Below are 11,474 nucleotides of genomic sequence, written 5' to 3'. Positions count from 1 at the left end.
CCTCCAGCAGGCAACGTCGCATGCCGTCCCATCACACTCAATCAAAATGCCCAGGTAGTGCTAGGCGGCTTTAATTCCCACAAATTCATCGGCAAGGCATGAGCTCCTTGAACGACAAAGAGGTTCGGCAGAGAAATTTTGATTCCGATTCCCACCGCTGCTCCAATCTGATTTCTCCCAACCCTTCTCCAGTCTGGTCGCCACCGCGCTGAAGCGCAGGTTTGGCCACGTTTTCTGCGTCGACCTTGATGGTCGGCATGCGGAACAAGCAGCAGAATTTCTCTCCGGACGGCTCTCTTTCTCCGAAGCTTGAGGGTTGGTCGATTTTGCCAACAAGCTTTAGGAGGTTGTATTGGCCTCCTTTTTTCCTGGGCGCTCTCGGCAGAGTTCGTTCGGCTACCGCTTCGCGGTCGCGTCGAGAAAACGCGTGCTGTCATGGTCGGCACCTTCCGCCTTCCGCTGATAGGGCGCTGATGCATGCCATGCCTGCCCTTGCACAACATGGACTGCTGCCCTCGCTTCACCCCAGCCGGCGGAACAGCAGCAGGAGGTTGTTGGCGGGCATCGTCACCACGGCAGGCGTGCCGAAGCCGGAGCGGGACGCGAGTTCGGCCACGGCCTCCACTTCGCGCAGGCCCCAGTCCAGGTCGCGCAGGCGCAGGTCGGCGTCGAAGGCGGCGTTGCTCGGCTCCAGCGGCACGCCCCTGCGGCGGAAGGGCCCGTAGAGCGCCAACAACCCGTCCGGGGCGAGAACTCCTCGACGCGCCGGCGAACAGCCCCTCGGCGGCCGCCCAGGGCGCGATGTGGATCATGTTGATGCACAAGACCACATCCGCGTGCCCGACCGGCCATTCGGCGCTCGCGGCATCCAGGCCCATCGCAGGCAGGACGTTCGGCAGGCCCGCGGCCCAGGCGTCGATGCTGGCGCGGCCCTCCGGAGTTGGCTCGGTTGGCTGCCACCGCAGTCCGGGAAGCGCCGCGGCGAGGTAGGCGACGTGTTCTCCCGTGCCGCTCGCGACCTCCAGCACCGTGCCGGAAGCTGGCAGATGCGGCCGGTACGATGTCCTGGTGACCGACCTCGCCATGCCCGGCCTGGACGGGCTCGCCCTGCTGCGCGCCCGGCCCGGGCTGCCGGCCCTGCTGGTGACCGGCTATGCCGGGGATGCGGAAACCGAGCGCTTCACCGCCGCGGCAGCCGAGGGCCCGCTCCTGCTGCTCCACAAGCCCGTCAGCCCCGACGGACTCGCCAGCCTGTTGCAACATGCGAGGGCGAAGTCGGAGTTCCGGCTGCCTTCGGTAAGGCCGAGCACGACTCGCTGCCGCGAAAGCCGACCCACACCCGGTGGATGCACAGCCCTTTTCGAGGCCAATGGCTAAGTGGCAGGCTCCACAACAGTGCGACCAGTCATGACCGCTGTTGTGTCCCGCGTCTCGGGCATGGCCAGCCAAAACAGGACAGCGCCCAGGGCGGCAGCCGTTGCCAAGGTGAGGAAGGTCGCATCATATCCGAATTGCACCACCAACTGGCCGGTGATCGCCACGCTGACCACACCGCCGATCCCTTGCAGCGTACCCACCACGCCCTGCGCGGCGGCGAAGTGCCCGGTACCGCGCGTCAGGTCGGCGACCACGACGGGGAAGAGTGCGCCCATGAGCCCCGCGCCAACACCGTCGAGCAGCTGCACCGTGATCAGCCAAGCAGTGTTGTCAGACAGCGTGTAGAGGATCGCGCGCAGCGCCAGCGCGATGAAGGCTGCCAGCAGGAGCGGCTTACGTCCCCAAGCGTCCGCTCGCATACCCGCCAGCGCCGCCACCGGTACCATCACCGACTGCGCCGCAATGGCGGAAGCCGCCGTGAGGGCGATCCCCTGACCAAGATTCAGCAGCGCAAGCTTCTGCGAGACCAGCATGAGCATAGAGCCGTTAGCGAGGTGGAACAGGGTGCCACAGGCCGCGAAGACCAGGAGGGGCCGGGATCGGAACAACACGCGCCAAGCCGAGGGCCGGGCCCCAAGGGCTGCCTCACCAGGTAATAGGCCTCGTGCGACATCGTGATCGATCGCGCGCGCAGGAACCGCCGCGGCCGCTGCCAAAGTCGCCACCAAGGTGAAGGCCATCGACCAGAACAGGACCTGACTGCCAAACAAGGGCGCGGTGAGCAGGATCGCAAGGCTGATGGCCCCATCCCCCAGGTGGAAGAAAGCCTCATTCCTCCCGGCTCGCCGAGCGAAGCGGGTCGGGCCAACGACGCCCAGCGAGATGGCGGCGAGGGTGGGCCCGATGGTCACGCCGGCCAGCGCACCGACGAGGCCAGCCACGGCCACCGACCAGAATTGGGGTGCGATCGGGACTATGAGGCAGGTCAGCGTGACGATAACGGCCGCGCAGGCGATCAGGGTCCGCTTGGCTCGCACGGCATCCACGAGCGCTCCCATCGGCCCCTGCGAAACCAGGCCGGTTAGGCCCCCGAGTGCGATGGCCGAGCCGATGCTTCCCGCGTCCCAGCCGTGCTCCGTCATCAGATACACACCGAGAAAGGCACCCAGCCCGTATCGCGCGTCCGAGACGAAGAAGCTCAACGCGTCCAGCGCGCGTTCAGTGCGCGGCTCCTGCTGCATTTGACGCCTCCCGGGTCGGCGTGCGGCTCTGAGCGTAACCGGCACGCTGTCACTATGTTGCAAAGGAGGATCTGAGAGAGCGCCGGAAACCGCCTAGTCGGGTTCCCCACCTGATCCATTCAGGTCAGGCCTTGCTAAAAGACCTGACCCCTCTCGGCGGTACCGTTCAGCCGCTGGTGTCGGTGCTCTGGTAATGAGCATGCTCGCGGCGTTCGGCCCCTAGCAGGCTGCTGAAAAGCTACCAGCGGCGGGCGGTGAAGGATGACTCGTCGCCAAGGTGGAAGCTGATATCGCCGGTGATGGTGCCGTCCTCTTCGAGTTCGGCGTCGCCATCACCGCAAGCGTGGTCCATCTCGTCACTTCCCTCCCAAGTGAAGTGAATGCTGTGGCTACCGAAGTGGCAGTCGAGCCCGCCTTGGACGGCTCCGAAGACGAACTCGCCACGACCATCCGTATAGAAGTGGATGTAACCGGGTCCGAGGAGGTCGATGAACTCCGCGTCCCAGAGCTCCATGCAGGTGATCCGCCACTTGCCGAGCAGGGGGTGCTCCTCGGTGCTCATGGCTGTGCGGCTCCGAGGAGCTTCGGCAGACGGATCAGGTTGTAGGCGGCCATGGCGAAGATAAACTGCCAGTTGATCTTGGGCAGGCTACGATGGCGCGCCTTGCGCAGCCCGGCGACGGTCTTGGCCCAGCCGAATGCTTCCTCGATCCGCTTTCTGATGCGCAGGCTGACCGCATAGCCGGGATGGCGAGTGGTCCGGCCGTCAATCGCGGAACGCCGCCCGCTGGTGTTCTGCGCCACATGTGGGGTCACGTTGATCTCGCGGAGTTCGGCGACGAAGTTCCCCGTGTCGAAGCCCTTATCACCGCCCAGGGTGAGCCTTTGGGGGCGGTCGGCATGGGGTTCCACCAGGCGCAGCGCGGCCAACCGCTCGGCATGGCCGGAGGCGTGAGTGGCAACAGCGCCAACAATCAGCCCGTTCCTGTTCTCCATCAGCGCATGCCCCATGAAGCACAGCTTCGCCTCCTTGCCGTGGCCCTTACGGTACAGCCGAGCATCCGGGTCGGTCGTCGAGGCATGGGTGTCGTTGCCCCGCTGCTGACCATGGAAGTCCTGCTCACCGTTGCGTCCGCTATCAGGCGGTGGGCCGGAGCCATCCTTCGGTCGAAAGCTCTTGGTGCTGGCCCAAGCCTCCAGGAGCGTACCGTCTACCGAAAAATGCTCGATCGACAGCAGCCGTTTGACCTCTGGCTGCGCCAGTACCGTGGCTAGGAATCTCACAGCCACATTGCCCTCCAGCAACCGGTCGCGGTTCTTGGTGAAGGTTGTGGCGTCCCAGACCGGGTCATCCATGCCGAGGCCAACAAACCAGCGAAACAGCAGGTCGAACTCGATCCGCTCTATCAACTGGCGCTCCGAGCGGATTGAGTAGAAGGCCTGCAACAGCAGGGCCCGCAGCAGCCGTTCCGGTGGAATCGATGCCCGTCCGAACGGCGAGTATAGCGCGTCGAACGCCTCCGATAACTCCACCAGCGTGGCATTGACGATGCCGCGGATCACCCGCAGAGGGTGGTCGGCCCGTACCCGCTTTTCCAAGTCCACGTAGCTGAACAATGATCCAGCTACCGCGTCACTTCCCCGCATCGGCACCGGTCCTCCGCATCGACGGAAGGGAATCATGTACGCCGATTAGCCGCCACGAATTTCAGCAGCCTGCTAGGCCGCGGAGCCAGGGAACGCTAGGACTCCAAACGCATGAGGGCCGCTTTAGCGTTCATGGTTGTGCTTGCTCTGGCTTGGGGCCTCGCGGTGGCTTCGCTGTGGTGGTTCCAGGAACGGGCGCTGTTTCCCGCGGGCGGTGGCCCTCTCGGGAATCCGCCTGCCGGTTCTCCCTTCGTCACCCAAGCAGCCAGCACAGCCGACGGCTTGCGGCTGCGGTTCTGGGCTGCAGAGCCGCAGCCCGGTATGCCAGTGATCCTGTACCTCCACGGCAATGGTGGGCATGCGGGCCAGCGCGAGCACGCCCTGCGCCCCTTTGCCTCGGCAGGCTACGGCGTCGTGCTGGCTGAGTATCGGGGCTACGGCGGCAATCCCGGCCTACCAACCGAGGAGGGGCTGATCGCCGATGCGCGGGCTCAGGCGAACTGGGCAGTGACGCGCTGGCCCGATGCTCCCTTGGTGATCTGGGGTGAGAGTGTCGGCACCGGTGTTGCCGTGGCGCTGGCTTCGGAACGGCAGGTGGCCGCGGTGCTGCTCGACTCGCCCTTCACCTCCGTGCGTCAGGTGGCGGCGGACGCCTTCCGCTGGGTCCCCGTCGGGTTGCTCTTGCGACACCCGTTCGACAGTCTGGCGCGCCTGCCGGATGTGCGGGCACCTATTTTCGTGCTGCATGGGGAGCAGGACCGGGTGGTGCCCGTGGAGCACGGGCGCAGGCTGCTGGAGGCGGCCCCCTGCCCAGCCGGCGGCGCCTTCCTGTCGGACGTGGACCACCCGGCGCTCCTGGCGGATCGGGGAACAAGCGCCAGAGCCGCGGCCATGGCCTTCCTCTCACGCCTTCACACCAAGGAGATGACCTGCCCAAGAAAGGGTGTAGTGAGTGTCCCGCCCTACCCCTAAGGCATAGGTGCGGACGCAACACGCGTGATCCAGGAAGCTTTCCTTGGTCTGTCTACCAGCGGCTTTCCGCAGCATGTACGACGGAGGGGGATGTCCACTTTGTGGCGAACTGGTGCCTTAGTCTTGAGCCTGGTTAGGGGCGCAGCAGTCATGGCCAGGTCTGGCCGAAAGCAGCATTTCCGCTTCCGGGCAGAGATCTCGTGAAAGCAGCCGTCAGGGGAGGGTCACCCGGGGTTGCTCCCTCCCAGAGTAGGAGGCGTGTTCTCTCAGGCAGCGGCGCGGCGCTGGGCCAGGCTGTTCTTGAAGTGCCTCTCCAGTTCGACTGCTGCCCGGGAGATGCGATGCCGAGCATCCGTCCGCCGTACGATGCGGATCAAGCCCCATCACCAGGGACGGCTGTGCCTTGCGTTCGCCTGGTGGTGACAGCCACAACTGCAATGATGGCGGCTAGGAGGAGTAGCCCAGCCCCGACGAGGAAGGCCATGGTGTAGCCGTAGGTGAGCGCCCTGGCCGCGCTACTGATGACCGCTGCTTCGCCGCGGGCGATACCTTCCAGCAAAGCCCCAGGAGCATCAGGCATCTGCCGGTTCGTCGCGGACACCGCGAGGGTGGTGAAAACCGCGAGCCCAAGCGCTGCACCGATCTGCTGCGCCATGTTGACGAGCGCCGAAGCCACACCCGCTTGATCCTCGGCAACGCCGTGAACGGCCGTGAGCGTCGTCACCACGGCCGCCATCCCGAGGCCGAACGAGATGAGGAACAGGGCGGGCATGACGTGTGCGGCGTAGGTTGAGTCCACTGCCAGTGTTGAGAGCCAAAGCATTCCCAGCGCTCCCAACAGCAGCCCTGGACCAGCCACGAGGCGGGGCGCGAGGCGCTCGACCAGCTTCGAACTGATGCCCGCGCCGAGGATGATCCCCGCACTGAAGGGCAGCGAGGCAACACCGGCCCAAAGCGGGTCGAAGCCCAGGACCTGCTGCAGGTAGAGCGCCAGCAGGTAGAAGGTGCCCATCAGTCCAGCGCCGACGAACAGCATGGTCGCGTAGGAACCCCACCGATTGCGGTCCTGGAAGAGGCCGAGCGGCAGCATGGGGCTTGTCCCACGCATCTGGAGCACCAGGAAAAGCAATGTCAGGACCAAGGCCGTGCCGAAAGAGCCGAGCGTCACCGCATTGCCCCAGCCGTGCTCGGCCGCATGGGTAATACCGTAGGTGAGTGCGACCACCGCGCCGGTCCCGGTTATCGCACCGGGCGTGTCAAGCTTGCCGGTGTTGCGTTCCCCTTCGGCGAGTACCCGGCTCCCGGCGAGCACCACCAGGCCGATGGGAATGTTGATGAAGAAGACCCACCGCCAGCCCAGCGTTCCCGTCAGCACCCCGCCGAGCAGCACGCCGATGGTGATGCCAAGCGCGGACATCGCTCCGTAGACAGCCATGGCCGAGTTGCGCGACTTGCCCACCGGGAAGTTGGTGGCAATCAGGGCTAGGGCATTCGGAGCCGTCAGTGCCGCTCCAAGGCCCTGGAGCGCGCGGGCACCGATCAGCATCTCGGCGTTTAGCCCGAGCCCACCGAACAACGAGGCGAATATGAACACGCCAAGGCCTGCGCGGAACACGCGACGCCGCCCGAAGAGGTCCCCCACCCGGCCGCCGAACAGCAGCAGCCCGCCGAACACGAGGATATAGGCGTTGATGATCCAGGGCAGCGTCGTCGCCGAGACGGCCAACTCGCGCTGAATGCTCGGCGGGGCGATGTTCGCGATGGTGTCGTCCAGGACGAGCATCAACTGTGCCGTGGCAATAACAAGGAGAGACAGGCCGAGCCCGCGGCTGCCCAGGGTGGTCCCGGGCGGGTCCATCTGCACGGAAGACATGGGTGAACTCCTGGAGGCTGGATGAGAGTGCCGTGCGGCGGATTACATTGCGTGTCCTACGCCGGCCGGCAGGCCGAACGCGGCGAACGCCATCCACACCGCCATGGCGACCATCATCAGGTTCTCGGTCAGCGAAATGAACCCCAGGGGGACGTTGCTCGATCCACCAACGCAGGCGCACTTGAGCTCGCGACGATCGATGTAGACGGCCTTGAATACGGAGGCCGAACCCACCGTTCCTATGAAGAGCGCGATCGGCACCGACAGCCAGGTGAGCGCGCCCGCGACCATCAGCACGCCCGTCAGCCCCTCGGCAAAAGGATAGATGTAGGAGTAGGGCACCCACCGCTTGGCGAGCAGGTCGTAGTTCAGGAACATGGTGGCGAAGCCCTCGATGTTCTGGAGCTTCAGCAGCGCCAGCACGACCATCGAGAAGCCGATGAACCATTCCGCCGCGCGGACGGTGAACACATCCCCTATCGCGGCGTAGCTCGCCGCCATCGCCATTAGGGCAGTCATAACGGACAGAGCGATGACCGGGCGGTAGCTTGTGGCCTTCGGGTCCACTACGGGTTTGCCAAGGAACCGCCGCAGGTCGTCGTAGCCGCCGATGCGCTCGCCGCCGATGAAAACCTGAGGCGTCGTCGCCACACCGTGCTGCGCCTTGAAGGCGTCCGTCTCCTCGCGTGTGGTGAGGTGATGGTCCTCGACCTCGTAGCCGGAGCGCTGCAGCAGGTCCTTGGCCTTGAGGCCGTAAGGGCAGGTGTGGTGCGGCACCACCATGCGATGAATGACTGCCTTCCTCGTCACGGCAGGGCGGCTTGGTGCCTGAGAGCGAGTAGTTTTGGCCGACATGTTCGGTCTCCTTGAGATCCGGTCGGCACTGATATAGGTTCCGTACCATGGTACGGAGTCAAGAGGTCAAATCGTCCGCTCCGCATGGGCCTGCCGTGAAGGTGCTCACCATCGGCGAACTCGCCGCCGCTGGCGGCGTGGGAGTGGAAACGATCCGGTTCTACCAGCGCAAGGGGCTGCTGGAGACACCGGTTCGCGGGGATGGGATCCGCCATTACGGCCCAGGGGAAGTTCGGCGTCTGCGGTTCATCCGGCAGGCGCAGACGGCCGGGTTCACGCTCGAGGAGATCCGAGAACTTCTGGACCTCGACGCCACCGAGGACCGCAGCCGCGCCCGCGAGCTTGCGAAGACCCGCATTGCTGCTCTCGAAGCCAAGATCGCCGATCTTCAGCGTGCCCACGCTGCGCTTGGGCGGCTGGCGAGGGAGTGCGCCCAGGGAAGCACCGGGCCGTGCCCTATCCTTGCTTCTTTTGACGTCTGACACGGGAGAGGCGGCTAAGCCGAGTTCAGACGCCTGCAATCGCCTGACGGCCAGAGGCTAGGTCCGCTTTTGGCGGATCAACTGTGGTTCACGGACGACCGACAAGGGCGCGTTCCACCCTGAAGGGCCATCTTGGGCGGCTCGGGACAGGGCGCTGCCCCGAGCCGTTCGGAGCGTCCCGCTCAGGTGCTCAGATCTCGATGGCTTCCGACAGGGTGAGGGCGTCCTCGGCATCAACCCCCAGGTACCGCACCGTGCTCTCCAGCTTGGTATGGCCGAGCAGGATCTGCGCGGCTCGCAGATTGCCGGTTCTCTTGTAGATGAGGGCGACCTTGGTCCGGCGCAGGCTGTGGGTACCATAAGCTGACCGGCCCAGTCCGATCACCTCGACCCATTCGCCGACGAGGCGGGCATATTGGCGGGTGCTAAGGTGCTGGCCTTTCCTGGATCGGCTCCGGAACACAAATTCGTCCAGCGTGCCGCCACGGAGTGCCAACCATGCCAGCACGCTGTCGCGGGTCTGGCCGGTAAGTTCGAACTGCACCGGCTGCTCGGTCTTCCGCTGGATGACGGTCGCGCGGTGACGGGCTGTGCCGTTCACGACCAGTTGGCCGATGGTTAGCCGGACCAAGTCGCAGCCCCTGAGCTTGCTGTCGATCGCCAGATCGAACAGGGCCAGGTCGCGAAGCGGCTGTTCCCGCTGGAGGTGAAAGCGGATCGCCCAGACCTGCTTGGGCTTGAGGGGCGGCTTGGGACTGATGAAGCGCCCCTTGTTCCAGGGCATGACGGGCCGCGTATGTGGCAGCGGAACACCCGAAGGATCGCGTTTCATAGCATGCCTCCTGAGCCGCGGGATTGCGGCTCAGGAAAGGAGACCGCGGTGAGGCTGGATGGCCGAAAGCTGCCCGGCAGCTTTCTGGCGTGCCACCGTGAACAGCAGCCATCAAGCAGCAGCTCACGTTCTATGGACGCCACCGGTCAGGCCATGCCGCAAGCATTGTCGTCAGTATGCGGGCGGCCATAGATGTCCCGGCATGACCCTCAATGACCTCGGTTCAAGCATTTGCAGCATGGGACGATCGAGTAGCAGGGAGCATTCCTCTGCCGGAGCTATTCAGCGTACAGCCTGCGCTATGGCCTCCATTGCCTGGTGCCGCCCCGCATTGGAAGAGGCAGTAAGCTGAAATGGCGGACCACCTGAGCGACGTCATCGTGTTCGTAGAGGTTGCACGGGCCGGGAGCTTTACGCTCGCGGCGGACCGTCTCGGCCTGACGAAATCGGCCGTCAGCAAGACCATTAGCCGATTGGAGGAACGACTGGGTGACCGGCTGCTCACCCGGTCCACTCGACGCCTCGCGCTGACGGCGAGCGGTGATGCCTATCTGGCAAGCTGTGTTGCAGCACTCGACATCCTGCGTGACGCGGAGGAGGCACTCGGCGGCCATGAGGCCAGCCCCAAGGGTCGGTTGCGTATGGACATGCCGTCCGCCTTCGGGCGCCGTGTCCTCGTGCCGTTGCTGGCCGACCTGTGTCTTGCTCATCCAGCTCTCCAACTGACCCTGAGCTTCACCGACCGGCTCATCGATCCCATCGAGGAGGGCGTGGATCTGGTCATCCGGTTCGGTCGGACAGCGGATACCTCTGGACTGGTGGCCAAGACGCTGGTGGAGTTTCCGCAGCACATCTGCGCCTCGCCCGCTTATCTGGCGCGGCGCGGGACGCCAGAGCACCTTGAGGACCTCGACCGTCATAACTGCTTGGTCGGGTCCAGGCGCGGGGCACCACTGCGCTGGTCGGTCCGAAAGGATAGCACCGACCTGCGGATCAGCCCGCCGCCGACGCATCAGATCGAGGATGGCGAGGCGATCATTGCCATGGCGGTTGCCGGTCTGGGGCTGTGCCAGATGCCCGCGCCACTGGTTCGCGACCAGTTGGCCAGCGGTGCCCTTGTGCCTGTGCTGGAAGCCTTTCGTGGGCCGGACGTGCCGGTCCAGGCCGTCTGGCCTGGCACCCGCCAGGCCAGCCCACGCGTTCGCTTCCTGGTCGACCGGCTGGCCGAGCACGGCCGGGCAGGCCTGCTCGGCTGACCGTCGAACCAGCCTTAGGGGCGCCAGCGGCGCAGCGGAGTGTCCCTCTCATAGGGCATCGGCGACGGGTAGCTCAGCATCTCGATAACGGATCCCCATGGCGTCCGCCCGTAGCAGAAGACATTACCTTCGCCGACTTCCGATCCGAACATGAACGCTGTCGGCCGGCTGAACATGGTGCCGCCTGCGGCCTCGAACTGCGCGATGGCCGCATCGATGTCATCGACAGAGATCGCGAAGTGCTGCAATCCGTAGTCCGACGGACGGACAGGCTCGTGCTGTTCAGGGCCTCGCATCTGGAACAATTCCAGTCCTGGGCCGTAGCGCAGGCGCATCATGCGCACGGCCTCGACCCGAGTGCCGGGGAACAGATTCAACATCCGCTCGGTTTTGGGTCCCTCGTCCGGCTCGTCCGCGAGCCTCTTAGATTCGTAGATCAGCTCGGCGTCGAAGGCGGCTTCGAAGAACTGGGTGGCCTGATCGATGTCCGGGACCGTGATCCCGACATGATCCATTCCGTGGATAGGTGATGCTCGCATCTTGGTTCTCGCGAGCCTCGTCCTGGAACCACAGCTCGATGCGCTGGCCCGGATGGTCGGCCGCGACCGCGGCTACCGCGCGGCGTAGCCCCCTTTTGCAAAGGCCGCCTTGGCGGCCTCGTTGGCCTGCGGGTGCCGCGGACGGGTCTTCTGGCGCGACAAATCCAGGCCCCGCACCACGCGCGACAGGCTCGCCGGGTGCAGGCGCTTGTTGAACCGACCCTCGATCCAGCGGCACAGCATCGGCAGCATCCATTCCACTCCGCCGTCGCACTCAAGGTCAGGCCCGCGCAGGATAGTGGCCATCAGTACCGCCTGCTCGCCCTCGCTCAGCGTCGGCGGACGGCCCGGCTTGGGGCGGTCGGCCAAGCCTTCCAGCCCTTCGGCGTTGTAGCGCACC

Annotated in this window: 13 protein-coding genes and 1 pseudogene; 4 read left to right on the top strand and 10 right to left on the bottom strand. The window is 65.3% G+C overall.

All coding sequences use genetic code 11. The features are described from left to right. Nucleotides 1–520 precede the first annotated feature (520 nt). The gene (locus D2K64_RS26030) at nt 521–733 is read right to left on the bottom strand and encodes a DUF938 domain-containing protein (RefSeq protein ID WP_274379325.1); all 213 of its coding nucleotides are present in this window, start codon (nt 731–733) and stop codon (nt 521–523) included. 85 nt (nt 734–818) lie between these two features. Then, nucleotides 819–1,085 (bottom strand): annotated as a pseudogene (locus D2K64_RS26025) (DUF938 domain-containing protein); the annotation flags it as partial. On the opposite strand from D2K64_RS26025, the gene D2K64_RS21945 reads away from it, so the two are divergent. After that, nucleotides 1,006–1,377 (top strand): response regulator, encoded by a 372-nt coding sequence (locus tag D2K64_RS21945; RefSeq protein WP_162306233.1) that lies wholly within the window; start codon nt 1,006–1,008, stop codon nt 1,375–1,377. The pseudogene D2K64_RS26025 and the gene D2K64_RS21945 overlap by 80 nt on opposite strands. On the opposite strand, the gene D2K64_RS21940 is transcribed toward D2K64_RS21945, so the two are convergent. The 3 genes from D2K64_RS21940 to D2K64_RS21930 all read right to left on the bottom strand — a co-directional run bounded on the left by D2K64_RS21940 (nt 1,374) and on the right by D2K64_RS21930 (nt 4,265). Beyond that, nucleotides 1,374–2,618: an MFS transporter gene (locus D2K64_RS21940; RefSeq protein WP_120010503.1), complete on the bottom strand. Its 1,245-nt coding sequence runs from the start codon at nt 2,616–2,618 to the stop codon at nt 1,374–1,376. The two genes, D2K64_RS21945 and D2K64_RS21940, sit on opposite strands and share 4 nt — an antisense overlap. A 238-nt stretch (nt 2,619–2,856) precedes the next feature. Then, nucleotides 2,857–3,180 (bottom strand): hypothetical protein, encoded by a 324-nt coding sequence (locus tag D2K64_RS21935; RefSeq protein ID WP_120010502.1) that lies wholly within the window; start codon nt 3,178–3,180, stop codon nt 2,857–2,859. Continuing rightward, entirely contained in the window at nt 3,177–4,265 is a 1,089-nt protein-coding gene (locus tag D2K64_RS21930) for an IS5 family transposase (RefSeq protein ID WP_120010501.1), read from the bottom strand. The genes D2K64_RS21935 and D2K64_RS21930 overlap by 4 nt, the downstream gene beginning before the upstream one ends. 321 nt (nt 4,266–4,586) lie before the next feature. On the opposite strand from D2K64_RS21930, the gene D2K64_RS21925 reads away from it, so the two are divergent. Beyond that, nucleotides 4,587–5,237: an alpha/beta hydrolase gene (locus tag D2K64_RS21925; protein WP_157986028.1), complete on the top strand. Its 651-nt coding sequence runs from the start codon at nt 4,587–4,589 to the stop codon at nt 5,235–5,237. A gap of 373 nt (nt 5,238–5,610) precedes the next feature. On the opposite strand, the gene D2K64_RS21920 is transcribed toward D2K64_RS21925, so the two are convergent. Continuing rightward, complete coding sequence (locus D2K64_RS21920; RefSeq protein ID WP_120010498.1) at nt 5,611–7,110, bottom strand: MFS transporter; 1,500 nt, start codon at nt 7,108–7,110, stop codon at nt 5,611–5,613. A 42-nt stretch (nt 7,111–7,152) separates the two neighbouring features. Further along, nucleotides 7,153–7,893: a MauE/DoxX family redox-associated membrane protein gene (locus D2K64_RS21915; protein ID WP_202910790.1), complete on the bottom strand. Its 741-nt coding sequence runs from the start codon at nt 7,891–7,893 to the stop codon at nt 7,153–7,155. A gap of 167 nt (nt 7,894–8,060) precedes the next feature. Between D2K64_RS21915 and D2K64_RS21910 the strand changes: the two genes are divergently transcribed. Next, nucleotides 8,061–8,447 carry a MerR family transcriptional regulator gene (locus tag D2K64_RS21910; protein WP_202910789.1) on the top strand — a complete coding sequence of 129 codons (387 nt, stop codon included), beginning with the start codon at nt 8,061–8,063 and terminating at the stop codon, nt 8,445–8,447. 190 nt (nt 8,448–8,637) lie between these two features. Here D2K64_RS21910 and D2K64_RS21905 read toward each other — a convergent pair whose 3' ends face one another. Continuing rightward, nucleotides 8,638–9,231 carry a tyrosine-type recombinase/integrase gene (locus tag D2K64_RS21905; RefSeq protein WP_120010504.1) on the bottom strand — a complete coding sequence of 198 codons (594 nt, stop codon included), beginning with the start codon at nt 9,229–9,231 and terminating at the stop codon, nt 8,638–8,640. A 401-nt stretch (nt 9,232–9,632) separates the two neighbouring features. On the opposite strand from D2K64_RS21905, the gene D2K64_RS21900 reads away from it, so the two are divergent. Then, nucleotides 9,633–10,535, top strand: coding sequence for a LysR family transcriptional regulator (locus D2K64_RS21900; protein ID WP_120010495.1), 903 nt, complete (start codon nt 9,633–9,635; stop codon nt 10,533–10,535). A 14-nt stretch (nt 10,536–10,549) separates the two neighbouring features. On the opposite strand, the gene D2K64_RS21895 is transcribed toward D2K64_RS21900, so the two are convergent. Then, on the bottom strand, nt 10,550–11,050 hold the full coding sequence (locus D2K64_RS21895; RefSeq protein WP_238384368.1) for a VOC family protein: 501 nt from the start codon (nt 11,048–11,050) through the stop codon (nt 10,550–10,552). Between the two features lie 96 nt (nt 11,051–11,146). Beyond that, nucleotides 11,147–11,474, bottom strand: a 328-nt coding sequence (locus tag D2K64_RS21890) for a helix-turn-helix domain-containing protein (RefSeq protein WP_162306234.1), incomplete at its 5' end; no start/stop codon positions are given.

The organism is Teichococcus vastitatis (assembly GCF_003604215.1).
Classification (GTDB): Bacteria; Pseudomonadota; Alphaproteobacteria; order Acetobacterales; family Acetobacteraceae; genus Pseudoroseomonas; species Pseudoroseomonas vastitatis.
Note: the sequence above shows the minus strand (reverse complement) of the source record. Positions and strands in the feature narration are given on the sequence as shown.

Bases quoted from the DNA above. Each gene is read 5' to 3' on its own strand.
- D2K64_RS21940 (WP_120010503.1), bottom strand. From the start codon at position 2,618: ATGCAGCAGGAGCCGCGCACTGAACGCGCGCTGGACGCGTTGAGCTTC.
- D2K64_RS21935 (WP_120010502.1), bottom strand. From the start codon at position 3,180: ATGAGCACCGAGGAGCACCCCCTGCTCGGCAAGTGGCGGATCACCTGC.
- D2K64_RS21930 (WP_120010501.1), bottom strand. From the start codon at position 4,265: ATGCGGGGAAGTGACGCGGTAGCTGGATCATTGTTCAGCTACGTGGAC.
- D2K64_RS21925 (WP_157986028.1), top strand. From the start codon at position 4,587: ATGCCAGTGATCCTGTACCTCCACGGCAATGGTGGGCATGCGGGCCAG.
- D2K64_RS21920 (WP_120010498.1), bottom strand. From the start codon at position 7,110: ATGTCTTCCGTGCAGATGGACCCGCCCGGGACCACCCTGGGCAGCCGC.
- D2K64_RS21915 (WP_202910790.1), bottom strand. From the start codon at position 7,893: ATGGTGGTGCCGCACCACACCTGCCCTTACGGCCTCAAGGCCAAGGAC.
- D2K64_RS21905 (WP_120010504.1), bottom strand. From the start codon at position 9,231: ATGCCCTGGAACAAGGGGCGCTTCATCAGTCCCAAGCCGCCCCTCAAG.
- D2K64_RS21900 (WP_120010495.1), top strand. From the start codon at position 9,633: ATGGCGGACCACCTGAGCGACGTCATCGTGTTCGTAGAGGTTGCACGG.
- D2K64_RS21895 (WP_238384368.1), bottom strand. From the start codon at position 11,050: ATGGATCATGTCGGGATCACGGTCCCGGACATCGATCAGGCCACCCAG.